This window comes from Pedobacter nanyangensis (genome assembly GCF_003313505.1).
In the GTDB taxonomy this organism is placed as follows: Bacteria; Bacteroidota; Bacteroidia; order Sphingobacteriales; family Sphingobacteriaceae; genus Pedobacter; species Pedobacter nanyangensis.
This window is the reverse complement of record NZ_QMHO01000003.1, coordinates 1-23527: the sequence shown is the minus strand read 5'-3', so window position 1 is coordinate 23527 and position 23527 is coordinate 1. Positions and strand designations below refer to the sequence as shown.

The 23527-nt window shown below is 40.9% G+C and carries 22 protein-coding genes; 15 read left to right on the top strand and 7 right to left on the bottom strand.

What is annotated here, in order from left to right; genetic code table 11:
* Positions 1-25: 25 nt before the first annotated feature.
* Both ispE and DUT71_RS06100 read right to left on the bottom strand, forming a co-directional pair.
* A complete protein-coding gene (ispE, locus tag DUT71_RS06105) occupies positions 26-829 on the bottom strand; it encodes a 4-(cytidine 5'-diphospho)-2-C-methyl-D-erythritol kinase (RefSeq protein ID WP_113661669.1) in 804 nt (267 codons plus the stop codon).
* 80 nt (positions 830-909) lie between these two features.
* Entirely contained in the window at positions 910-1500 is a 591-nt protein-coding gene (locus DUT71_RS06100; RefSeq protein WP_205313867.1) for a DUF1287 domain-containing protein, read from the bottom strand.
* A 266-nt stretch (positions 1501-1766) separates the two neighbouring features.
* On the opposite strand from DUT71_RS06100, the gene DUT71_RS06095 reads away from it, so the two are divergent.
* The 7 genes from DUT71_RS06095 (at position 1767) to DUT71_RS06065 (ending at position 9803) form a co-directional block, all read left to right on the top strand.
* Positions 1767-2561 (top strand): thymidylate synthase, encoded by a 795-nt coding sequence (locus DUT71_RS06095; RefSeq protein ID WP_113661668.1) that lies wholly within the window; start codon positions 1767-1769, stop codon positions 2559-2561.
* An 84-nt stretch (positions 2562-2645) separates the two neighbouring features.
* Entirely contained in the window at positions 2646-3134 is a 489-nt protein-coding gene (locus DUT71_RS06090) for a dihydrofolate reductase (RefSeq protein WP_113661667.1), read from the top strand.
* A gap of 128 nt (positions 3135-3262) precedes the next feature.
* Positions 3263-6220 (top strand): protein translocase subunit SecDF, encoded by a 2958-nt coding sequence (gene secDF / locus DUT71_RS06085; protein ID WP_113661666.1) that lies wholly within the window; start codon positions 3263-3265, stop codon positions 6218-6220.
* A 738-nt stretch (positions 6221-6958) separates the two neighbouring features.
* Positions 6959-8254 (top strand): NAD(P)/FAD-dependent oxidoreductase, encoded by a 1296-nt coding sequence (locus DUT71_RS06080; RefSeq protein WP_113661665.1) that lies wholly within the window; start codon positions 6959-6961, stop codon positions 8252-8254.
* Positions 8235-8684, top strand: a complete 450-nt coding sequence (locus tag DUT71_RS06075; RefSeq protein ID WP_113661664.1) for a methylglyoxal synthase — start codon at positions 8235-8237, stop codon at positions 8682-8684. The genes DUT71_RS06080 and DUT71_RS06075 overlap by 20 nt, the downstream gene beginning before the upstream one ends.
* A complete protein-coding gene (locus DUT71_RS06070; RefSeq protein ID WP_113661663.1) occupies positions 8656-9537 on the top strand; it encodes a hydroxymethylglutaryl-CoA lyase in 882 nt (293 codons plus the stop codon). The genes DUT71_RS06075 and DUT71_RS06070 overlap by 29 nt, the downstream gene beginning before the upstream one ends.
* Positions 9538-9596: 59 nt before the next feature.
* Positions 9597-9803 (top strand): hypothetical protein, encoded by a 207-nt coding sequence (locus tag DUT71_RS06065; protein WP_113661662.1) that lies wholly within the window; start codon positions 9597-9599, stop codon positions 9801-9803.
* Between the two features lie 10 nt (positions 9804-9813).
* Here the strand turns inward: DUT71_RS06065 and DUT71_RS06060 are convergent, their stop codons facing one another.
* Entirely contained in the window at positions 9814-10380 is a 567-nt protein-coding gene (locus DUT71_RS06060; protein ID WP_113662119.1) for a Crp/Fnr family transcriptional regulator, read from the bottom strand.
* A gap of 109 nt (positions 10381-10489) precedes the next feature.
* On the opposite strand from DUT71_RS06060, the gene DUT71_RS06055 reads away from it, so the two are divergent.
* The 3 genes from DUT71_RS06055 to DUT71_RS06045 all read left to right on the top strand — a co-directional run bounded on the left by DUT71_RS06055 (position 10490) and on the right by DUT71_RS06045 (position 12945).
* A complete protein-coding gene (locus tag DUT71_RS06055) occupies positions 10490-11176 on the top strand; it encodes an HAD family hydrolase (RefSeq protein ID WP_113661661.1) in 687 nt (228 codons plus the stop codon).
* Between the two features lie 146 nt (positions 11177-11322).
* On the top strand, positions 11323-11946 hold the full coding sequence (locus DUT71_RS06050; protein WP_113661660.1) for a chloramphenicol acetyltransferase: 624 nt from the start codon (positions 11323-11325) through the stop codon (positions 11944-11946).
* 84 nt (positions 11947-12030) lie between these two features.
* Positions 12031-12945, top strand: a complete 915-nt coding sequence (locus tag DUT71_RS06045; protein ID WP_113661659.1) for an NAD(P)/FAD-dependent oxidoreductase — start codon at positions 12031-12033, stop codon at positions 12943-12945.
* 66 nt (positions 12946-13011) lie between these two features.
* On the opposite strand, the gene DUT71_RS06040 is transcribed toward DUT71_RS06045, so the two are convergent.
* Complete coding sequence (locus DUT71_RS06040) at positions 13012-13503, bottom strand: low affinity iron permease family protein (RefSeq protein ID WP_113662118.1); 492 nt, start codon at positions 13501-13503, stop codon at positions 13012-13014.
* Between the two features lie 156 nt (positions 13504-13659).
* The gene (gene fbaA, locus DUT71_RS06035) at positions 13660-14739 is read right to left on the bottom strand and encodes a class II fructose-bisphosphate aldolase (RefSeq protein WP_113661658.1); all 1080 of its coding nucleotides are present in this window, start codon (positions 14737-14739) and stop codon (positions 13660-13662) included.
* Between the two features lie 597 nt (positions 14740-15336).
* Here fbaA and accD point away from each other — a divergent pair.
* The 5 genes from accD (at position 15337) to DUT71_RS06010 (ending at position 20708) form a co-directional block, all read left to right on the top strand.
* Positions 15337-16182 carry an acetyl-CoA carboxylase, carboxyltransferase subunit beta gene (gene accD, locus DUT71_RS06030; protein WP_113661657.1) on the top strand — a complete coding sequence of 282 codons (846 nt, stop codon included), beginning with the start codon at positions 15337-15339 and terminating at the stop codon, positions 16180-16182.
* Between the two features lie 456 nt (positions 16183-16638).
* A complete protein-coding gene (locus DUT71_RS06025) occupies positions 16639-17094 on the top strand; it encodes a YciI family protein (RefSeq protein WP_113661656.1) in 456 nt (151 codons plus the stop codon).
* A gap of 12 nt (positions 17095-17106) precedes the next feature.
* Positions 17107-17862: a helix-turn-helix domain-containing protein gene (locus tag DUT71_RS06020; protein WP_240186869.1), complete on the top strand. Its 756-nt coding sequence runs from the start codon at positions 17107-17109 to the stop codon at positions 17860-17862.
* 24 nt (positions 17863-17886) lie between these two features.
* A complete protein-coding gene (locus DUT71_RS06015) occupies positions 17887-19047 on the top strand; it encodes an FAD-dependent oxidoreductase (protein WP_113661654.1) in 1161 nt (386 codons plus the stop codon).
* Between the two features lie 113 nt (positions 19048-19160).
* Entirely contained in the window at positions 19161-20708 is a 1548-nt protein-coding gene (locus DUT71_RS06010; protein WP_113661653.1) for a M20/M25/M40 family metallo-hydrolase, read from the top strand.
* Positions 20709-20912: 204 nt separating this feature from the next.
* On the opposite strand, the gene DUT71_RS06005 is transcribed toward DUT71_RS06010, so the two are convergent.
* Both DUT71_RS06005 and DUT71_RS06000 read right to left on the bottom strand, forming a co-directional pair.
* On the bottom strand, positions 20913-21917 hold the full coding sequence (locus tag DUT71_RS06005; RefSeq protein WP_113661652.1) for a cytochrome d ubiquinol oxidase subunit II: 1005 nt from the start codon (positions 21915-21917) through the stop codon (positions 20913-20915).
* Entirely contained in the window at positions 21905-23236 is a 1332-nt protein-coding gene (locus tag DUT71_RS06000) for a cytochrome ubiquinol oxidase subunit I (RefSeq protein WP_113661651.1), read from the bottom strand. Before DUT71_RS06000 ends, DUT71_RS06005 begins: the two co-directional genes overlap by 13 nt.
* Between the last annotated feature and the right edge of the window lie 291 nt (positions 23237-23527).

Genomic DNA, 23527 nt, shown 5'->3' with positions numbered 1-23527 from the left:
CCTTAGCCCCTACACCTCAAACCTATTAAACATCGTAAAAAACTAAATTCTCTTTCTCCAGATCTGGCAGTTTTACCTCATTTTCAAAAATCGCAAATACAGATGAACCACTACCACTCATGAGCGCAAATTTAGCCCCAGCTTGGTAAAGCTTTGTTTTTATTTCGTCAATTTCTGGATATTTTGCAAAAACAGAAGGCTCAAAATCGTTGAAAATATGAACTTGCCAGTCTTGTAGCGGCAAATGTATCAAATCTTTTAAAGAAGTGGAAGGCTGTTTTACGTTTATATTGCTGTAAGCCTGCGCTGTGGAAACATGCACGGGCGGTTTAACCAATACCAAATAGTACGCAGACAGATCTATAGATAAGTCTTCAAACTCATCGCCTTTGGCAAAAGCATAAGTAGGTTTATTTTTGATGAAGAAAGCACAATCGGCGCCCAAGGGCCTGGCATACGCCTCCATTTTCTCATCCGTTAAACCCAATTCGAACTTTTGGTTAACGAGTTTGATCAAAAAGCCCGCATCGGCGCTGCCGCCACCCAAACCTGCGCCCACAGGAATATTTTTAAGTAATATGATCTGCTGAGGAGGTAAATTAAAATCTCGTTGTAAAGTTTGAAATGCCTTAAAACAGATATTATCTGTAGCATTTCCCGGAATACCAATCCCTTTGATCAGCATCGAGGTCTCCTCGGCGTCCACCAACTCCACCACATCATGTATTTTAATGGGATAAAAAACCGTTTGCAGGTTATGGTAACCATCTGCTCGTTTTTCGGTTAGGAACAAGCCCAGGTTTATTTTAGCATTGGCAAGTGTCAGCATCCTCGGATTTTAGATTGGTAAAAGAATAAAGCGCAAAGATAAAAGAGCAAAGACCAAACGCACAACTTAAAACGTAATACCTACGGCCTATAAACATAATGCCCAATAATTTTCCAGGCGAACAGCACATCTTCTACCACCTGTCCAGCGCCAATGTTGTGCACAATTAAATACCGCTTGCCATCTCCAGATTTACGGTTAACCACTAAACCTATATGCGTTTGTCTACCATTTAAATCCCAACATACAATATCTCCTGGCAAGTAATCCTCTGGCCTTTTAGTCATGGGCTTTTTAGTTCCTTTTCTACCAAAAAACACCATTAAATTGGGCACACGCCGATGGTCTATATTTCTATCGGTAGTTTTCATGCCCCAGTTTTTTGGATAAAGCCTGAAATTCGCTTTCATATCCTCGTGTACTTCCTTCTGTAAATCTGTACCCAGTTTACGATAGGCCCTAATCACTACATCGGTACAAACGCCTTTATCCGCAGGCACGTCTCCGTTAGGATAGGCTATCTTAAAATAGGCAGGATCGTAAATTACCCTATCTTTAGTAAGCTCAAGAGCTGCGTTTGACAGTTTTGCGGCTTGTTGACTTTGGGCAAAGCTATAAACGCCAAACCAAGCAACTGCGATTAGGGATAAGATAATTTTTCTGAACATCATTGTGAACAAATCTAAGGCATTTAAGACATATTAAGGCACTTCTTGGAGTAGAAATCAACAAAAAAATACCCTGTGGAAAAACGGATGAACATTCCTTCCTATTTAATCTTTAAATTTGTATTTCACATTTTAATGCGGACTTTAATCAATGCGTCATTTCGAGCGAAACATCGTGTAGTCGAGAAATCTTTTAAGCATATTTAAAGATTTCTCCATTCCGCTGCGCTTCAGTCGAAATGACGACCGTACAACTGTTAAGATAACACATGAAACAATATTTAGATTTGATGCAGCATGTGCTGGATAATGGCACACAAAAACACGACAGAACCGGAACAGGCACCATTAGCGTATTTGGGTATCAGATGCGTTTTAATTTGCAGGAAGGTTTTCCAATGGTCACTACCAAGAAACTGCATCTAAAATCTATCATCCACGAGCTGATTTGGTTTTTGCAAGGCGATACCAATATCAAATACCTAAAAGATAATGGCGTACGTATTTGGGATGAATGGGCGGATGAAAACGGTGACTTAGGACCAGTTTATGGTTCACAATGGCGCAGTTGGCCTAAGCCCGACGGTGGTCACATCGACCAGATTACCCAAATCATCAATACCATTAAAAACAACCCTGATTCGAGACGTATTATAGTATCTGCCTGGAACGTTGCCGAGATTGAGAACATGGCCTTACCTCCTTGCCACGCTTTTTTTCAATTCTACGTGGCCGAGGGAAAATTAAGCTGCCAATTGTACCAACGTAGCGCCGATATTTTCTTGGGCGTACCTTTTAATATTGCTTCTTATGCGTTGCTAACCATGATGGTGGCGCAAGTTTGCGGTTTAGCGGCTGGCGATTTCATCCATACCTTTGGCGATGCCCACATTTACAACAACCATTTGGAGCAGGTTAAGCTGCAATTGAGCAGAGATCCCAAACCACTACCAACCATGAAAATCAACCCTGAAGTGAAAGATATCTTTGATTTCAAATTTGAGGATTTTGAATTGGTAAATTACGAAGCACATCCGCATATTAAGGGGATTGTTGCAGTTTAATTTATATCGTCATTGCGAGGCACGAAGCAATCTCTTTCGCTTTAAGATTGCTTCGTGCCTCGCAATGACGCAACCCCGAAAGAAATGAACCAAATATCCATCGTAGTAGCCGTATCAGAAAACAATGCCATTGGCAAAGACAACCAATTGCTTTGGCACTTGCCTGCTGATTTAAAGCACTTTAAAAACATCACCACTGGACACACCATTATCATGGGGCGCAAAACCTATGATTCTATTGGCAAACCTCTTCCCAACAGAAGAAATATCATCATTACCCGTCAAAAAAATTTACATATTGAGGGCGTAGAAGTAGTGAACTCTTTAGATGAAGCTTTAGCCCTAAGTAAAGACCAAGAAGAAGTTTTTATTATCGGTGGAGCCGAAATCTACAAACAGGCCCTTGCCGTTTCTCATCGCATTTACCTTACAAGGGTACATCAGGAATTTGAAGCCGATGCTTTTTTCCCGGAACTTGAAAATGAGACCTGGAAAGAAGTTGAAAAAGTAGACCACTTGCCCGACGAAAAGAACAAATTCGCCTATACTTTTTCTACTTTAGAGCGCCGCTAAGACAAAATCAAGTCTTTTAAGTACTTGTCCTAACAAAATTACAATTAGAGGTTCTATTATTTAAAAAAATAATTAGATTTGCCGACTTGTTAAAAAACAGCTTATTATAAAATAGATTTAAACAAACAATGCAAGGTAAAGGTTTTATAAAATTCATGGCGATACTTTTAGGTATTGTCTGTCTGTATTCACTTTCTTTCAACATCATTACTTACAACGTAGAGAAAAAGGCTAAGGAATTTGCAAAAGGCGATGAAGCAAAAGAAAAAGCATACTTAGACTCGATGGCTACCGAAAAGGTATATCCTTTATTGGGCCTTACCTATCAGCAAGTAAAAAGCAAAGAAATCAACTTAGGTCTTGACTTAAAAGGTGGTATGAATGTTACCATGGAAATTTCTTTAGCAGAGTTGACCAAATCATTGGCGGGCAACACTTCTGATGAGAACTTTAACAAGGCACTATCTAACGCTCAAACCCAAATGAACGCCGGTGGCAGAGATTTCATTGCATTGTTTGTAAGCGAATATGAAAAATTAGTGCCTAACGGAAAGTTAGCAGACTTCTTTGCGAACCAAGACAACTCGGCGCAACTGAAAGCTACTGCGAGCAACGCTGAGGTAAAAACTTATTTGAGCAAAGAAGCCACTAGCGCTATCGACCGTTCATTTATCATCTTACGTAGCCGTATCGACGGTTTTGGTGTAGTAAGTCCTAACATGCAGAAACAAGAAGGTTCAAACAGGATCTTCATTGAGATGCCGGGCATCCAAGACAAAGAACGTGTTCGTAAATTATTACAAGGTTCTGCCGAGCTTCAGTTCTGGCAAGTATACCAATCGCAAGAGGTGTATCCTATTTTAGAGAACATCAACAAAACCCTTGCTGCAACTTTAAAAGATACAGTAGCTAAAGCTGCTGTTACTGATACCACTGCAAAAGGTGGTAAATTAGCTGGCTTAACTAAAGGTGCTACCACTCCTGCGGCTAAAGATACTAGCGCAAGTGCCAAAACTGCTGAACTTGCAAAAACAAGTCCGCTAATTAATACCGTATTACAATTACCAATTTATCAAGGCGAAAATGGCCAACCTCAATTAATGCCAGGTGCAGTAGTTGGTTACGCTTTGCAAAAAGATACCGCTAAAGTAAATGCTTACTTAGCTAAACCAGAAATCAAGTCGTTAATTCCAACTACCATGAAATTCATGTGGGGATTAAAACCTAGAACTGGAACTAAAGCATTTGAACTTTATGCCATTAAAGTAACTTCATTGGATGGCCGTCCTGATTTAAGTGGTGATGCTGTTGCGAACGCCCGTGATGGTTTTGACCAAAACAACAATCCTGATGTAACCATGTTCATGACCAGCGAAGGTGCTGCGAAATGGAAAAAAATGACAGCCGAAGCTGCTGCTGACCCAAACAACAAAAAAGCAATTGCAATTGTGTTGGACAACACGGTTTACTCAGCTCCTACCGTACAAAACGAAATTCCTAACGGTGTTTCTTCAATCACTGGAAGTTTCACTAAAGAAGATACCAAAGACTTAGCTAACGTATTAAAAGCCGGTAAGTTACCTGCTCCTGCTAAAATCGTTTCCGATTTCGTAGTAGGTCCATCACTAGGTCAACAAGCTATCGATAGCGGTTTATTATCTTTCGTATTAGCTTTCGTGGTAATTCTTGCTTTCATGGCATTCTATTACAACAAAGCAGGTTGGGTAGCAAACATTGCCTTGGTAATCAACGTATTCTTTATCATGGGTGTTTTAGCCGCATTTGGTGCAGTATTAACACTTCCTGGTATCGCAGGTATCGTATTAACCATTGGTTTATCGGTAGATGCTAACATCCTAATCTTCGAACGTGTTCGTGAAGAACTGGCACAGGGTAAATCTACCAACGTAGCCATCAGAGAAGGCTTTAAACATGCCATGTCATCCATCTTAGACTCAAACATTACCGTATTCATTTTAGGTATTATCCTATTTGTTTTCGGTTCTGGGCCAGTACAAGGTTTCGCAACCACTTTATGTGTGGGTATTGCTACTTCATTGTTTGCGGCGGTATTAATTTCTCGTTTAATCTTCGAATCGATGATGAACAAGAAAGCAAATATCACTTTCGACAACAGCATCACCCGTAACGCATTCAAAAACCTAGCGTTTAACTTCGTAGGTCGCAGAAAGCTTTACTACATCATCTCCGCTGTAATCATCATTTTAGGAGGTGTTTTCTATGGCAAAAATGGTGGCCTTCACTTAGGTGTTGACTTTAAAGGTGGTAGAACTTACATGGTGAAGTTCGACAAGCAACTAAACACCGAAGAAGTTGCTAAAACCTTATCCGCAAACTTCGAAGGTGAAGAAGCCTTAGTTAAAACTATCGGAACTGATAATTCATTAAAAATTACTACACCTTACCACATTACCGACCAAGATCCTAATGCAGATAAAATTGTTGAAACTGCATTGCGAAAAGGTTTAGACGGTTTAGGTGCAAAATACACCATTGAAAGTTCACAAAAAGTAACACCTACCATTGCTAGCGACATTATTACCAGTGCTGTTTATGCCGTATTGTTCTCCTGTTTAGTAATGTTCATCTACATCTTGGTACGTTTCAAAAAATGGCAATATGGTTTAGGTGCGGTAATCGCTCTATTCCACGACGTTTTATTGGTACTTTCATTCTACACTATTTTAGATGGCGTGTTGCCATTCCCTCTAGAAATTGGTCAAGACTTTATTGCCGCAATTTTAACCGTAATGGGTTACACCATGACAGAAACGGTAATTGTATTTGACCGTATCCGTGAGCGTTTGGCCGAAAGCGGCAAAACAGACGTACAAGGCGAAGAGCGCAACAAGCTCATCAACTTTGCTTTGAACAGTACCTTAAGCCGTACCATTTTAACCTCATTATCGGTGTTCTTCGTATTGATCGTGATCTTCATCTTCGGTGGCGATAGCATCCGTGGTTTCATCTTTGCCTTATTAATTGGTCGTATCATCGGTACATACTCATCATTATGTATCTCTACGCCTATCGTAATCGACTTATCAAAAGACGATAAGAAATAAACAGCATAACTAAACCAAATTATAAATCAAGAGGGTCCCGAGCATTTCGGGATCCTTTTTTGTTTTGGTGCTTTGCGGTCTTTGCGAAAACTTCATTAACCTTTGCGGTAAAACTCAAACACCAAGAAATATAAACCCCTAAGAAACATGAAGAGTTATGCGAAGAACGCAAAGCATTACCGAGCTATGTGAGTTTACGAGCCAAATTTGGCTACGCAATTCCCAAACAACCAACTCGGTAATTCCTTAATCGTTAAATAAAACAAAATTGTTAATAGAAAAGCAAATCACTGCACCAAACAACGCTCAGCCCCGCCAACCGCTCATACTGCACAAGGCCTTAGCCACAAGGCCGGTATCCGCTCATGTCGGGTTTAGAAAGCAAGTAACCCGCTCCTATTAAAGCCTGTCGAACCCCCTTCTTTGCGTCACTTTGCGAAAACTTCATCAACCTTTGCGGTAAAACTCAAACACCAAGAAAAATAAACCGCCAAAAAAAGAGTCACACGAAAAACGCGAACCCTCAAACCAACTGTTTCACAACCACCCTTTGCGTCACTTTGCGAAAACTTCATCAACCTTTGCGGTAAAACTCAAATACCAAGAAAACTCCTTCCCGAATCACCCTTTGTCAAAGCAATTCCACAATCCAAACAACCAAACACCCAAACACCCAAAAAACGATATAATTCCTATATTTACCGCAAACCAAATGGAGGTTTACTTAGTTTATTTGATATGGAACACAAAAAGAAAATCGTGATTATTGGCGGTGGTTTTGGCGGGATTGAGTTAGCTAAAAAACTGAAAAGTCAAAATGTAGACATTGTCATTTTAGATAAACACAATTACCACACCTTTCAGCCCCTACTCTATCAAGTGGCCACAGGCGGACTTGAAGCCGATTCGATTGCCTTCCCTATCCGAAAAATTTTCAAAGGGCAAAAAAACCTCAAATTCCGTGTTACCGAAGTAAAAAAGGTAGTTCCCGAAGAAAATAAACTGGAAACTACCATTGGCGATTATCATTACGATTACCTGGTGATTGCCACGGGCTCTACCAGCAATTTCTTTGGGCAAACAGAGATTGCTCAAAATGCCATGCCCATGAAATCTATTCCCGAAGCATTGAACCTGCGCAGTTTGATTTTACAAAATCTCGAAGCCGCCATTATTGCCACGGATCCTGAAAGAGAACACGAGCTGCTCAACTTTGTGGTGGTTGGCGGTGGACCAACAGGTGTAGAAACGGCGGGCGCTATTGCCGAGCTCAAAAAGCACGTACTCAAAAACGACTACCCAGAACTAGATCTTAATAAAGTAAACATTTACCTCATTGAGGGTTCTCCAGAACTATTGGGCGCCATGTCGGTACAGGCCCAACAAAAATCGAAAGCCTTTTTAGAAGAACTTGGCGTAACCGTGTATACTGAGGCACGCGTACAAGGTTACGATGGCAAAACACTGTCCTTAGTTGATGGCAGGAACATCGGTTCGGCCACTGTTATTTGGAGCGCTGGAGTTAAAGGTGTAGTTTTAGATGGCTTAAATACCGAAATTGTGGTACGAGGAAATCGCTTAAAAGTAAACGATATTAACCTGGTAGAAGGCTATCAAAATATTTTTGCCATAGGCGATGTAGCAGCCATGATTACCGATGAAACCCCAAATGGGCATCCTGGAGTAGCACCGGCAGCCATACAACAAGGCAAGCAATTGGCTAAGAACCTTATCAACATGATCGAGAATAAGCCTACCGTTCCTTTTAAATACTTTGATAAAGGCGCTATGGCCACCGTGGGCAGAAACAGAGCGGTAGTAGATATCAATAAAATAAGATTTCAAGGAATATTTGCTTGGTTTACTTGGATGTTCGTACATTTAATGACCTTAGTAGGATTTAGGAACAAATTAGTGGTGTTTGTGAATTGGGTATGGAGTTACTTTAGCTACGACAGGGGTACCCGACTAATCATTAGACCATTTAAACCTTATAAAGAGTACAAAAAAGCACATGACCCAGAAAAAACTTGAAGCCAATAAAACCATTGCCCTTGTGGCGCACGACCACCGTAAGGATGATTTGATTAAATGGGCCGCAGCCAATAAAGCGGCTCTTGCCCAACATCATTTAATGGCTACTGGAACCACTGGCAGATTAATAGAGGAACAACTCCAATTACCTGTACAAAAACTATTGAGTGGCCCGCTAGGTGGCGACCAACAAATTGGGGCTTTGATTGCGCAAGGTGAAATTGACGTCCTCATCTTTTTTTGGGACCCTATGGAGGCACAACCTCATGATCCTGATGTGAAAGCTTTACTGCGTGTGGGCATTGTTTGGAACATCCCAATGGCCTGTGATGTAGCTACGGCCGACTTTCTCATCTCCTCGCCGTACATGAACGGCACCTATACCGCTGCACTTACCGACTATGACGAATATAAAAACCGAAAACTCTAAACAAGCCATTAAACTGGTCGAATGCCCGCGTGACGCCATGCAGGGCCTACACGATTTTATACCTACCGAAACCAAAGTAAAATATTTAAACCTTCTGCTTCAAGTGGGATTTGACACCCTTGATTTTGGCAGTTTTGTTTCGCCTAAGGCCATTCCGCAAATGCGGGATACCGAAGAGGTGCTTGCGCAATTAGATTTACCTAGCAAAACCAAATTACTGGCCATTGTGGCTAATTTAAAAGGCGTAGAAAACGCGGTTAAGCATCCTGAAATTAGCTATTTGGGCTTTCCCTTTTCTATTTCAGAAACGTTCCAACAACGCAATACCAATTCGAGCATTGCACAATCGTTAAACACGGTACAGGAAATGCTTGAACTGTGCAACAAGCACAACAAAGAGGCGGTAGTGTATCTTTCTATGGGCTTTGGCAATCCTTATGGCGATGAATGGAATACCGATATTGTAACCCATTGGGCCAACCAACTGGTAGAAAAAGGCGTGAAAATTATTTCAGTGGCCGATACCGTTGGCGTTTCAACACCCGAAAAAATAACGGCCATCCTCCCTCCTTTGGTGCAACAATTTCCTACTATTGAGTTTGGTTTGCACTTGCACAGTACGCCACAGCAACGTTTAGAGAAAATTGAAGCTGCCTTTAGCGCTGGCTGTACCCGTATGGATAGTGCCCTAAAAGGTTTTGGTGGTTGTCCAATGGCCGCTGATGACCTTACAGGTAATATTGCTACCGAAGAGGTAATTTACTACCTGAATAAACAAAACAAAAAACTAAATTTAGATATGGAAAAATGGCGGGAAGCGGTGCTGTTTTCTAGCCATATTTTCCATGTATAACTCACATTAAAACATTTAGCTCAAAACTTCAATTATTCAAATATTTAATCTTTAAACAAATGTACATCCCAATTTTTATCGCTATCCTTTTAGGATTATTATCACCAAGCAACAATACATCTGCCAACAAAAAAGGATCTATTTACATCAATACTAACGAGCCCCCTAAATACTCAACCTTTGATACAGATAGCACCTCTACAGAAATTGAAGATGGTACCGGTGGAGAAAATGGTCAATTGCCTCCCCCTAAGCCAAAACCTTAAAAATAAAGCCTCATTTAGTACCAACCAGCTTCAAAGCCCTGTTCAAACTGCGCAAGGTAATCCCTAAATAAGCAGCCATATCATCCTTACTGATCTGTATATCTAGTTTCTGCTGCAGCTCTAAAAGTTTGCCCAGGCCGTGGTCAACCGTATACAATTGTTGAAAAGATGCCCTACTGCTTGTGTTCACGATACGTTCCGCCAATTCATGCAGCAGCAATTTGTTTAGTGTCAGATCTTTAGTCAACAACTCTCTAAAAACAGCTACTGGGATGGCATAAGCTTCTAAGGGGGTTAATGCCGATACATTACAAAGACAATGGGTATTCCTCAACGTTTCTATCTCACCTAAAATCTCCCCATCGCCCAAAAATTCCAGGATATAGTCCTTACCATTCTCTTCCAAAAAATAACACTTTGCAATCCCCTCTTTAACCACCAGCACTTTAACACAGGCTTCGCCTTGTGTAAGCAACAAATCCCCCTTTTTAAAATGCTGTAAAGCAATAGATGGATAACGCTGACTTTGGTAAAGCGCATCCATGTAGGATAAAAATTCGGTGTTTGTTCTCAGCATAACAAGGTTGGGACATTTGTCCTTTTTTGCTTCAGGTATTTCCTTCACCTTTGCAACATTTACAAAGATAATGCGATAGCAAAGCATCGCAAATAAATAATTAAACCAAATGAAGAATCAAATTACCACCATTGCGTTTGATGCCGATGACACCCTTTGGGAAAATGAGCCCTATTTCAGACAGGCAGAAGAAAAATTTTCGGTATTGTTCAGCCATCTTCCTGCTGATGATGTGATTAAACAATTGTTTGATATTGAGATGGAAAACCTGAAAATGTATGGCTACGGCATTAAAGGTTTTATGTTGTGCATGGTAGAAACATTGGCCAAGCTCAGTGGGGATCAGATCGACAAAAATTTGATTACAAAAATATTTGAAATAGGCCATGAGTTATTGCAAAAGCCTATTATCCTACTGGAAGGAATTGAAGAAACCCTACAGCACCTACATGGAAAATACAGATTGGTAATGGCTACCAAAGGCGATTTATTGGACCAAGAAAGAAAACTGGAAAAATCTGGCTTGGCAAAATACTTTCACCATATTGAAATCATGAGCGATAAACAACCTGCCAATTATCGCAAACTTATTCAGCATTTGGATTGCAAACCTGAAAACTTTTTAATGGTGGGCAATTCTCGAAAATCGGATATTTTACCTGTTTTGGCCATCAATGCTTTTGCGGTGGAGGTAACGTACCACACCACTTGGATACACGAAGCACATGAAGACGAGATTGTACACCCTAACTTCATCAGCGTGGAAAGCATTGATCAGGTAATTCCTTTGTTGTAGTAATTATTTGCGGCAGATGCACAGAGATATCCCGTAGATTGCTTCGTCATTCTTCCTCGCAAAGACGATTACACATCCGTCATTGCGAGCTTTGCGAAGCAATCTCATGAATAAATGCTTGCCAACTGTGGCTAAACAAAAAAGATATGAAAACAATCAACATAGAAACCTGGAAAAGACGGGACCATTTTAAACTCTTCAGTCAGTTTGAAGAGCCGTTCTTTGGGGTAGTCGTGAGTATCGACTGTACTAATGCCTACGCAAATGCAAAAGCTGAGAAAAAATCGTTCTTTTTGCACTACCTGTACAGAGCACTAAAAGCGGCAAATTCAATTGAAGAATTTCGTTACCGCATTTTAAATAACGAGGTCATCCTTCATGAACAAATCAGTGTTTCCACCACCATTAACAGACCAAATGGCACTTTCGGCTTTGGTTACTTCGACTATAACAACGATGAGCGTATTTTTATTGCCGATGCTCAAAAAGCCATACAAGAAGTGCAAAATGCTGAAGGGTTAATTCCGTCGCAAGCAGGTGCCAGCGAGATCCATTTTTCGGCCATCCCATGGGTAGATTTTACTTCATTATCGCATGCCCGCAGTTTTAGCTTTCCAGATAGCGCTCCAAAAATCTCTTTTGGAAAAGTTACCGAACAAAATGGAATCAAAACCATGCCCGTATCCATTCACCTACATCACGGACTAGGCGATGGTTATCATGTAGGACTTTTTGCAGAGAAATTCCAAGCCTTGATGAACGAAGCCTAGCCTTGTCATTGTTTTGAAATATTAAATGCAACAATATTGCATTATAAATTTAATCCGTACTTTCGTTTACACAATTAAACGAACATGGAAATTTCACCAACATACGATGTTATCATCATTGGGGGCAGCTACGCAGGTTTATCAGCTGCAATGGCTTTGGGCCGGGCCATCAGAACCGTATTGGTATTGGACAATGGAAAGCCCTGCAATGCGCAAACGCCCCATTCACATAACTTCCTTACCCAAGATGGAAAAACGCCAAAGGAAATTGCAGATCTTGCTAAGCAACAGGTTGCTAAATACGAAACCGTCACTTTTGTTGATGATAAGGCGATAGATGCCACCAAAACAAGCAGTGGTTTTCAGATCAGCACTGCCAAGGGAAATATTTTTGAAACCAAAAAAATCATCTTCGCCAGCGGCATTAAAGACGAGCTTCCAAATATTGAAGGCTTTGCCGAGTGCTGGGGTATTTCGGTTATCCACTGTCCTTATTGCCACGGCTACGAAGTGCGTAACCAAACCACCGGAATTTTCGGTAACGGCGACATGGCCTATGAATTTGCCAAATTGATTTGGAACTGGAGCAAGGATTTAACACTATTTACCAATGGAAAATCTACCTTAAGTCTGGAGCAAACCAACATGCTTCAATCAAGGCAAATTAACGTTGTCGAAAAAGAAATCATTAAGGTTTCTCATCAAAATGGGCAGCTCGAATATTTGGTGTTTACCGATGGTACCACCCAACGTTTAAATGCCTTATATGCCAAATTGGGTTTTAAACAAAGTACACACCTCCCAACTCTCTTAGGTTGCGAATTATCCGAAAGTGGTTACATTAATGTAGATATGATACAAAAAACCACTGTCGAAGGTGTATTTGCGTGTGGCGATAATACCAACATGATGCGCTCGGTGGCCAATGCCGTTTACAGTGGTAACATGGCGGGAGCTATTGCCAGTAAAGAATTAATTGCAGAAGCGTTCAACAACTAACCTTTGTCAAAATTTTCCTCATAACCATTCAATTTATCAGGAAAATTTTTTCATAAGGATATTTCATTAACAATCTTTCGAAGATTTCATTTCATCGGATAATGCTTGAGCTATTTTCATCACCTTTCTACGATGTAGCTTCTTGGCAACGTCTATAGAATGGGATTGATGAATATCCGATTCATTTTTAGCCAATTGGGCTAAGGCTACATAAAACTGGTGAAATTGGTCTAACTCCTCTTCGGTCAAATCTTCGATATCAACCATGCGGTTACTGGCCTTCTCGTGCGCTGCAATCAACTCGTTTAGTTTGAGCTGTATGGCCTTACTATCTTTGTTCTGTGCTTTTTGGATCAAAAAAACCATTAAAAAGGTAATAATAGTTGTTCCGGTATTGATCACCAATTGCCAGGTTTCAGAGTAGTTAAAAATAGGGCCCGAAACTGCCCAAGCCACTACAATTGCCGCGGCCAAAATAAATGCGGGCGAACTTCCTGTAAATCTGGTAGCGGCGTTTGAAAAACTTTCAAACAATCCAATTTTATTTTCTTTGCTCATGCTATAAAAATTGATGTCGTAAATTAAGCTTTTTTTAGTCAAACTTAATTTCAATAAAGCAACTGTATGTTAGAAACATAGCATTTCAAATAAAAGTTTCATCCCACAAAAAAACGCCGCATTTTTGGTGCGGCGCTCTCTTATCTTTTAAATGAATTACAATTTATCGTTTACATTCACGCAGTTCAAATCTTCGAAAGCCACTTTTAAACGAGCAACAAAAGTTTCTTCCGCTTTGCGCAACCATACACGTGGGTCGTAAAATTTCTTGTTAGGTTTATCTTCGCCATCAGGGTTACCAATTTGGCCTTGCAAATAAGCCTCGTTCTTTTGGTAGAAACCTAAAACACCATCCCAAAATGCCCACTGCAAGTCAGTATCGATGTTCATTTTAATCGCTCCGTAAGAAATAGCTTCCCTAATTTCTTCCTGCGAAGAACCTGAACCACCGTGGAATACAAAATTGATAGGCTTTTCGGCAGTTAAACCGTATTTCTCTTTGATAAAATCCTGCGAATTTTTCAAGATAATTGGCTGCAATTTCACGTTACCTGGTTTGTAAACCCCATGTACGTTACCAAAGGCCGCAGCAACGGTAAACTGGTCGCTCACTTTGCTCAATTCTTCGTAGGCATAAGCCACTTCACTAGGCTGGGTATATAATTTAGCGCTATCTACATCGCTATTGTCAACGCCATCTTCCTCGCCACCGGTAACCCCCAGCTCAATTTCAATGGTCATTCCCAATTTCTTCATGCGCTCTAGGTATTTTGCAGAAATTTCAAGGTTCTCCTCAATTGGCTCTTCAGAAAGGTCCAACATGTGCGATGAGAACAAAGGTTTGCCGGTTTCAGCGAAGAATTTCTCGCCGTGGTCCAACAAGCCGTCAATCCAGGGCAACAATTTTTTAGCGGCATGGTCAGTGTGCAAAATCACGGCAACACCATAATGCTCAGCCAATAAATGTACGTGCTTGGCCGCAGAAACAGCGCCTAAAACACAAGCCTGTAGGTTATCATTGTTTAAGGTTTTACCTGCATAAAATTGTGCGCCGCCGTTAGACAATTGGATGATTACCGGCGAATTTACCGCCTTTGCTGTTTCCATTACCGCATTAATCGTATTGGTTCCTGTTACGTTTACTGCTGGAAGTGCAAATTGATGTTTTTTGGCCTGCTCAAACAGTTCCTGTACAGCAGCTCCGTGAATTACGCCTTTGTAGCCTTTTAAACTCATTTTATATTTAGTTTTAAATTGTTTCGAAGTTAGGAATTTTAATCTAACTATAGATGTTATTTGGCAAATGTAATCAAAAATTACTTATTGTCAATTATACACTAAGGCTAGTTTTGGTTAACCGTTTAAATTGGTGATTTGGCTAATTGTGTCATTTGTTCATTCGTACAATGGCTCATGTGCCCATTGGTTTAGTTAGTTGGGCGCTTTTGTTAATTTGGAGTTTGGCCATTGTTTATTTGTTATGATTAGAAAGCAATTGCTGCTCCCAAACGTTCCGCTAGCCCCGCTTTACGCTGTAGCCCTCGTTCCTCGGGGCTGTCGCTGCAATCGGGTTTGGGGAACTTAAACCGGTGCAATAAGCCCCGCCCCCTAAACCTGATTGAGCGGATTAGCCCGGAAGCGAGTGAAAGCGTAGCGCAACGAAGCTGAGGACTATGAGCGAAAGCAGGACTAAACTAAAATAGTAGTACGATAGGGTCTTTTCAAATCACAATAACGAGGCGGTAATTTAAAACTGATGGTTGTTAACTGAAAACTGCGTTTTGCGTTAATTTTTTTTTTCGTTTCTTTGTAGTCGCATTTTTAAAAAGTAACATGTCTTGGTTTAGAAGAGAGAAAAAAGGGATCAGTACCAGCACTGAAGAAAAAAAAGAAGCTCCTGATGGTTTATGGAACAAATGTCCAAACTGCAAAAAAGCGCTTCACAGTGCCGACCTTCAGGAAAACAAGTGGGTTTGTCAATACTGCAGCTATCACCTCAGGGTAGGTTCCAAAGAATATTTTAATGTACTTTTCGATAATAACGAATATACAGAACTCTTTGCCGACCTTACTTCGGGCGATCCGTTGCACTTTATCGACAGCAAACCATATACCGACAGGCTTTTAGAAACCACCAAAAAAACAGGGCTCAAGGATGCCATTCGTGCGGCCCATGGTAAAATTGACGGTGAGGAGATTATGATTGCCTGTATGGACTTCAATTTCATTGGCGGTTCAATGGGCTCTGTAGTGGGCGAAAAAATTGCCAGATCGATTGATTACAGCCTTAAAAAGAAAGTCCCTTTCTTAATGATCTCTAAATCAGGTGGTGCAAGGATGATGGAAGCCGCGTTTTCGTTAATGCAAATGGCAAAAACCTCCGCCAAACTAGCCTTGTTAAGCCAAGCTAAAATCCCTTACATTTCGCTATTGACCGACCCTACCACTGGCGGCGTAACCGCTTCTTATGCCATGTTGGGCGACATTAATATTGCCGAACCAGGTGCCCTAATCGGCTTTGCCGGACCTCGGGTAATTAAAGAAACCATTAAAAAAGATTTGCCAAAAGGCTTCCAAACTTCGGAGTTTGTATTGGAGCACGGTTTCCTTGATTTTATTGTAGACCGTAGGGAAATGAAAGCTAAACTGGCCACGTTCCTGAAAATGATGAAGAAATAACTTGTTCAGTAGTTCATTAGCTCAATAGTTCATTTGGATAATATGCAAAACCAATGAACAAATGATACCAATGAACTCATCATATTAGAAAAGCAGGGTTCCTACATTTAAACAATGTTAGCCCTGCTTTTTGGCTTTAGTTGCTCGTTGCACTTCGCAAGCTGCCGCCGGCAATCAGGTTTAGAGAACAAAATCTTTGCGTTCTTGGCGTAACTCTTCCTTTCTTGGCGTTAAACATCTACCACAAAGGCTGATGAAGACATCGCAAAGCAACGAAAAGACATTTCATTATTTCGGCTTTTCCCTTTGCGTTCTTGGCGTAACTCTTCCTTTCTTAGCGTTAAACATCTACCGCAAAGGTTGATGAAGACATCGCAAAGCAACGCAATGACAGTAGTTATGGTTTGAGTACCTCCAAAACATTTATTAACTTAACATCAACAAACAACAGTAATCATGAAAAAAATATTATTCACCATACTACTGACCAGCTTTGCACTTTATAGCCAAGCACAAGAAAAAGCAAAATACGACGAAGCCCTGGCCAAAAAACTAGGTGCCGACAACTATGGCATGAAAATGTACGTGCTGGTAATCCTTAAAACAGGTAGCAACACTACCTTAACCAAAACTCAAACGGATAGCCTCTTTAAAGGGCACATGAGCAATATGCAAGTGCTTTCCAAGGCCAACAGACTTATTGTAGCAGGCCCAATGGGCAAAAACGACAAGCAATACCGGGGCATCTTTATTTTAAATACCAAATCAATCGATGAAGCAAAACTTTGGCTTGCTACCGACCCAGCAGTGAACGCCAAGCTGCTAGATGCCGAACTTTACAACTGGTACGGCTCTGCGGCACTTGCTGAATATTTACCTTATCACGATAAAGTGCAGAAAGGCAGTTTTTAACTTGATGTTGCCATGATGGATAACCGCCTAGACTATCGGTTTAGCAAACCAGCGCCAGAACTCGCAGATTTTGTGGACAGATTTTCCTCGCTTAAAAACCTGTCGAATAAAAGTGATGGCGTAATTATACCAAATGGCAGAATAGACCTGCTTTTTTCCAAAACGGTTGACAACCAGTTTCAAGTTACCTTGATGGGCTTAGAAACCCAGCCCAAACCGATGCCGAAAATGAAGATTTCGACATTTTTTTCAATCAGTTTTAATCCATTGGCTATAGAATACATATTAAAACATTCCATTGCCCCAATTTTAAATAGCGGAAAAATACTCCCAAATGATTTCTGGGGCTTTAACATGAGTGACCTTGACGATTTTGAGAAATTTTGCGAAAAGGCAACCGAAAAAATAAAATCCATTTTACCCAACAACATAGACGAGCGCAAGAAAAAATTGTTCCAGCTTATTTTTTCTACCAATGGCGAAATGAGCATTAGGGAACTTTCTGAAACAGTATATTGGACCGAACGCCAAATTAACCGCCATTTTAACCAACAGTTAGGCATTTCGTTAAAAGCCTATTGCAGTATCCTTCGTTTTCAAGCCTCACTCCCATACATTAAAGATGGGCAACTCTCTCCCCAGCTCAACTTTACTGACCAATCTCATTTCATTAAAGAGATCAAAAAACTTGCGGGTGTTTCCCCTAAAGAACTCTTTAAAAATCAAAACGACCGTTTTTTACAATTCCTGGTGTACGACAAGAAATAATTTTGCAACATAAATTTTAAAATAATGTTGTTAAAAGATAAATCAATTGCCATCATTGGTGGTGGCCCAGGTGGGCTAACACTAGCAAAGCTCTTAGCGCTTAAAGGCGCAAACGTTAAAGTTTACGAAAGGGATATAGATAAATATGCTAGAGTTCAGGGGTCCCCGCTAGATTTACATGATGAATCTGGCTTAGCTGCACTTCGAAAAGCCAATTTGTTGGAGGCATTTAAAATCAATTTTATGCCAGGTGCAGACAAAAAACTAATTATGAACGAACAGGCCAAGGTATTTTTCAGCGACCACGACCAAAAGATCAGGGAAGATTTCGAAAATCCATATTTTCGGCCTGAAATAGACCGAGGCGTACTTAGAAAAATCCTTTTAGAAGCTCTGGACCCTGCAACTGTAGTATGGAACAGCCATTTCATTTCGATGGAAAAAGAAAATGGCGGCTGGCTGCTACATTTCAAAAATAGCCCCGCTGTTTATGCCGATATTGTGATAGCCGCTGATGGAGCGAATTCCAAAATACGCCCTTACCTTACAAACATCAAACCATTCTATACTGGCATTACCATGCTCGAAGGAAATATCTACGATGCCGAAAAAACGGCACCCAATATATACAAATTATTAAAAGGAGGAAAAATCATGGCTTTTGGCAACGAAAAAGACATCCTCATGGGACAAAAGGCCAACGGTGAAATTGGATTTTACGCCAGCTTTAAAGCAGAAGAAAATTGGTCTAAAAGTAACGGGCTTGATTATACCGACCGTCATCAAATGTTGGCTTGGTTTAAATCGAAGTACCCTGAATGGGACAATATCTGGATTGAATTATTCGAAAATGCAACAATGCCATTTATCCCTCGCCCCATTCACTGCATGCCTTTAGACCAACAATGGAAAGCCTCAGCTAACCTAACCATTATTGGTGACGCCGCTCATGTAATGCCTCCGTTTGCAGGTGAAGGTGTAAACATGGCCATGTTAGACGCCTTAGAGTTGAGTGAATGCTTAACCTCAAATCGTTATCGCAATTTGCTCGAGGCTATCGCTTCTTACGAAATAAATATGCGTAAAAGAGCTGCTTTGGCTGCAAAAGAATCTATTCAAAATGGGGAGATAATGCATTCCAAAAATGCTTTAAACCAGATGTTGAGCTTATTTTCCGCTCACTAAGCCTATTTCTACAATAAAGAACACACCATGTACCACTTGCAACATTTCTATTAAGGAAGGTTTATAATGCACTTATTAACTAATTTAGAAGGCTATTAAACAAATAACCTAAAATGAATAGAAAACTACTTTTACCAAGTTTATTGCTATTCACTTCTTCCTTCGTTTTTGCGCAAGATAAAGTGATAGACAATATCGTTAAAGAAGCCAACGAAAACTCACAGTTAGAAAAATTAGCCCATGAGCTATTAGATGTAGTTGGACCTCGTTTGGTGGGTACGCCACAAATGAAACAAGCCAATGACTGGGTAGTAAAAAAATATGCCGATTGGGGTATTAGTGCCAAAAATGAGCAATGGGGACAATGGCGTGGCTGGGAACGCGGTGTAACCCATGTTGATTTGGTGAGCCCACGTTTAAGGACCTTGGAAGCTACACAACTGGCCTGGAGCCCATCAACCAATGGAAAACCCGTTAAAGCTGAAGCGATTATCCTACCAGAAAACATTGCGGATTCGGTTTCGTTCCAAAAATGGTTGCCAAACGTAAAAGGCAAAGTAGTATTAATTTCTCATAACCAAATTTCTGGCCGTCCTGACAAAAACTGGGAGGAGTTTGCTACCAAAGACCTTTTTGAGAAGTATAAAAAAGAAAAAGCAGCGGCTTTAAAAAAATTCAACGATAACCTAGCCAAAACAGGCTTAAAAGCCAAAGATCTAGCTTTAGCATTGGAGAACGCTGGAGCGGCAGCATTGGCCATCAACAACTGGTCGCAAGGCTTTGGGGTTGATAAGGTGTTTGGCGCAAACACCAAGAAAATCCCTACCATTAATCTTTCCGTAGAAGATTACGGCTTAGTTTTTCGTTTAGTAAAATTCGGCGCTAAACCTGTCCTTAATATCGTTTCAGAATCTAAAGAACTTGGATTAGTGCCAACCTTTAACACCGTAGCCGAAATCAAGAGCAAAGACAAACCAAATGAGTACGTGATGCTATCTGCACACCTCGATTCTTGGGATGCTGCCAGCGGTGCTACAGATAACGGTTCTGGCACAATCTTGATGATGGAAACCATGCGTATCCTGAAAAAATTCTATCCAAACCCTAAACGCACCATTTTAGTGGGGCACTGGGGCAGCGAAGAGCAAGGTTTAAACGGATCGAGAGCATTTGTGGAAGATCATCCTGAAATCGTGAAAAACCTACAGGCATTGTTCAACCAAGATAATGGAACAGGTAGGGTGGTAAATTTAGCTGGACAAGGCTTTGCTAATGCCGAGAAATTCTTGACTCGCTGGTTGGCAAAAGTTCCAGATACGATCAAAAATCAAATCAAAACTTCGTTCCCTGGTATTCCGGGCGCTGGCGGTTCCGATTTTGCTTCTTTCGTAGCGGTTGGCGCACCGGGGTTTTCATTAAGTTCAACCAGCTGGGATTATGGCACTTACACATGGCACACTAATCGTGATAGCTATGACAAGATGGTATTCGACGAGATCAGGAGCAATGCCATTTTAGCGGCAATTATGGTTTACATGGCTTGCGAAGATCCTGAAAGATTAACTACCGAAAGAGCTGAACTGCAAGTAAATCCACGTACCGGGCAAAAAGTAACTTGGCCTGAGCAGAAAAAAGCTATTCGTAAAGGCGGTGTAGATTAGGAAATTTTTGTCGTCATCTCGAACGCAGAGAGCATTGAAAATCAACGAAGTTAAATCTAACAGCTTTATATTTTTTTAACCACCTAAGACACCTAAGTTCATTTTAGTTTTATTTAGTTCTCTTTACTTGAATGCTCTAAGATGTCTAAGGTGGTTATTTAAACGCTATTTTTAACCATCCAAAACAACCTCTTCTTAAATGCTCTACTCCTCTTTTTGTTGGAACTTATAAAACAAATAACCCAAAAAAGGTAAAATCAACAAACTGCCCAACACCAATGCCCAGCCCAAACTTTGTATGGTTTTATCAGGGCCAATGGTTGTATATAAAGAAATTACCTCGCCCCCTTTCAAACGAATAAAATTAGGGAAATGGGCATAACTGATAGCTACCAAAATCATCGTTACCTGAAAGCCTGCTAACAAGCGCAAAACCTTTGTCTTGCCCTTAAGCAACAAATACCAGAGTATCACTAACGATAAACTGGCTAAGCTAACAGCCGTTAATCCAACTTTGTTGTAAACCACCCAGTTCATTAGCGGTACATTTTCCATGGCAGCACTAAAAAATACCATTGCACCAAAAACTACCGCTGCAATGTTCATGTACTCTGCCTTTTTGATAAAGCGCTTTTTATCTTCCACAGTCTTACATTCGCCAATCAAATAAATAGCCGCCAAAAAGCCACAAAGTGCCGTGGTGAACAATCCTACGGAAACAGAAAACCAATTCAGCCAGCTAAAAATATAGGCATCCGCAAAGTTGTTGGCCTTTAAATCTATCTGCCCAGAAAGCACACTTCCAGCAATGATGCCCAAAAATAATGGCGTGATAAAGCTTGAATAAACAAAAATCTGGTTGTAAACCGCCTGCATGTTATCCTTAACGGCATCATAATGCCTAAACACAAAAGCCGTTCCGCGGGCAATAATGCCAATGAGCATAATGGCCAACGGAATATGCAAATGCACCGACATGGTGGTATAGATAAAAGGGAAGCCCACAAACAAAATCACGATGGCAATAATTAGCCACATGTGATTAGCCTCCCACACTGGTCCTATGGCATGATACATCGTATTACGGGTTTTGCTCCTATTCTTCTCCGAGGTGAAAAGCTCAATAATACCCGCACCAAAATCGGCTCCGCCCAATAAAAAATATAGCAGAATGGCCAAACATAAAAAGACAATCACTACTTGTTCCATGAGTCGGTATTTGAAGATTGATAAAGTACAGGAACCATTTTAATTTGCCGGTACAGCAAGAAGATGACAATCAGGCTCAAAGAAAAATAAATGGCCGAAAAGAGATAAAATGACCAGACAATACCTGGCATTGGCGTTACCGCATCTTTGGTTCGCATAATACCATTAATGATCCAGGGCTGCCTGCCTACTTCCGTTACCGTCCAACCTGCCTCCAAAGCAATGTATCCTAAGGGGATGGCAAAAACGAAGAGTTTCAGCAGCCATTTGGTACCTAAAACCGTCTTCTTTCGCCACAAAACCACAAAATAAATGAAGGAAATGATCATCATTACCGTACCCAAGCCCACCATAATTTGAAAAGCATAGTGGGTAATGGCCACTGGCGGATGTTCATCTTCGGGAATTTGGTCTAAGCCCTTCACCTCGGCCTTAAAATCGCCATGCGCTAAAAAACTTAAAGCCCCGGGAATTTCTATGGCCTTACTTACGGTCTTATTTTTTTCATCTACAATACCCCCAATTAATAAGGGTGCTGGTTTTTCGGTTTTGTACAAGGCTTCCATGGCCGCTAGTTTTGCTGGCTGTCGCTGGGCCACATCCTTAGCCGAAATATCCCCGCTGATAGGCTGTAACAGCGCCGCTACCGTAGCAAAAGCCGCTGCAATTTTAAATGACTTATAATGGAAATCCGTGTGTTGTTTCTTTAAAATCATTAGGGCGTGCACACCTGCTACCGCAAAACCTGTGGCCGTAAACGCCGCCAAACACATGTGTAGTGCCTGCGTAAACCAAGCATCGTTAAACATGGCCTTAATAGGATCAATATTGGTGTACTGGCCATTTACGTACTCAAAACCAGCAGGACTATTCATCCAGGCATTGGCGGCCACCACTAAAATACCCGAAGCCAAACCACTCACTCCTACCACCACGCCAGTAAACCAATGGAACCATTTATTAAGCTTGTCCCATCCATACAAAAAGAAACCCAGTGCAATGGCCTCAATAAAAAACGCCGTTCCTTCTAACGAAAAAGGCATCCCAAATATGGGGCCTGCATGTTCCATAAACTTGGGCCAAAGCAAGCCCAGTTCAAAGGAAAGCATGGTACCCGAAACGGCACCTGTAGCAAAAAAAATGGCTACGCCTTTGCTCCAAGCTTTGGTAACATGCTTATAAACTTCGTGGTTTGTCTTTAACCACTTGTAGTGCGAAACCGCCATAAAAAACGGCATCACCATACCAATACAAGCATAAATAATGTGAAAGCCCAGGGATAGGGCCATTTGCGAACGGGCTGCTAAAAAATCATCCATAAGTTGGGGAATTGGATTAAAACAAATATAGCGCTTAAGCCCTTAACTCGTCGGCGGCTAATCTCCTTTCAAAGAGATATTTAAAATATAGAATGTTTATAAATTAAATTCTTTTTGCGAGAACTGTTTTATATTCATTAACGGAAAAGCAAATTCATCACCTTTTTGTAAAAGCAGCCCCGCTCAATATCTTTATCTTTAATAAAACAATCAGAGAAGTGAGGCAAGTCGAGGTCCCGCTCATTACAAGTCCTTGCCTCGCTTTACTCGGCTGTGGGCTTTCCATTACAA

Coding starts and splice junctions, on each gene's coding strand:
- DUT71_RS06080 (WP_113661665.1), top strand. CDS start 6,959: ATGGAACACAAAAAGAAAATCGTGATTATTGGCGGTGGTTTTGGCGGG.
- DUT71_RS06060 (WP_113662119.1), bottom strand. CDS start 10,380: ATGCTGAGAACAAACACCGAATTTTTATCCTACATGGATGCGCTTTAC.
- DUT71_RS06090 (WP_113661667.1), top strand. CDS start 2,646: ATGAACCAAATATCCATCGTAGTAGCCGTATCAGAAAACAATGCCATT.
- DUT71_RS06095 (WP_113661668.1), top strand. CDS start 1,767: ATGAAACAATATTTAGATTTGATGCAGCATGTGCTGGATAATGGCACA.
- DUT71_RS06000 (WP_113661651.1), bottom strand. CDS start 23,236: ATGGATGATTTTTTAGCAGCCCGTTCGCAAATGGCCCTATCCCTGGGC.
- DUT71_RS06065 (WP_113661662.1), top strand. CDS start 9,597: ATGTACATCCCAATTTTTATCGCTATCCTTTTAGGATTATTATCACCA.
- DUT71_RS06075 (WP_113661664.1), top strand. CDS start 8,235: ATGACCCAGAAAAAACTTGAAGCCAATAAAACCATTGCCCTTGTGGCG.
- fbaA (WP_113661658.1), bottom strand. CDS start 14,739: ATGAGTTTAAAAGGCTACAAAGGCGTAATTCACGGAGCTGCTGTACAG.
- DUT71_RS06025 (WP_113661656.1), top strand. CDS start 16,639: ATGAAAAAAATATTATTCACCATACTACTGACCAGCTTTGCACTTTAT.
- DUT71_RS06020 (WP_240186869.1), top strand. CDS start 17,107: ATGATGGATAACCGCCTAGACTATCGGTTTAGCAAACCAGCGCCAGAA.
- DUT71_RS06055 (WP_113661661.1), top strand. CDS start 10,490: ATGAAGAATCAAATTACCACCATTGCGTTTGATGCCGATGACACCCTT.
- DUT71_RS06010 (WP_113661653.1), top strand. CDS start 19,161: ATGAATAGAAAACTACTTTTACCAAGTTTATTGCTATTCACTTCTTCC.
- secDF (WP_113661666.1), top strand. CDS start 3,263: ATGCAAGGTAAAGGTTTTATAAAATTCATGGCGATACTTTTAGGTATT.
- DUT71_RS06045 (WP_113661659.1), top strand. CDS start 12,031: ATGGAAATTTCACCAACATACGATGTTATCATCATTGGGGGCAGCTAC.
- DUT71_RS06050 (WP_113661660.1), top strand. CDS start 11,323: ATGAAAACAATCAACATAGAAACCTGGAAAAGACGGGACCATTTTAAA.
- DUT71_RS06040 (WP_113662118.1), bottom strand. CDS start 13,503: ATGAGCAAAGAAAATAAAATTGGATTGTTTGAAAGTTTTTCAAACGCC.
- DUT71_RS06070 (WP_113661663.1), top strand. CDS start 8,656: ATGACGAATATAAAAACCGAAAACTCTAAACAAGCCATTAAACTGGTC.
- DUT71_RS06015 (WP_113661654.1), top strand. CDS start 17,887: ATGTTGTTAAAAGATAAATCAATTGCCATCATTGGTGGTGGCCCAGGT.
- DUT71_RS06100 (WP_205313867.1), bottom strand. CDS start 1,500: ATGATGTTCAGAAAAATTATCTTATCCCTAATCGCAGTTGCTTGGTTT.
- ispE (WP_113661669.1), bottom strand. CDS start 829: ATGCTGACACTTGCCAATGCTAAAATAAACCTGGGCTTGTTCCTAACC.
- accD (WP_113661657.1), top strand. CDS start 15,337: ATGTCTTGGTTTAGAAGAGAGAAAAAAGGGATCAGTACCAGCACTGAA.
- DUT71_RS06005 (WP_113661652.1), bottom strand. CDS start 21,917: ATGGAACAAGTAGTGATTGTCTTTTTATGTTTGGCCATTCTGCTATAT.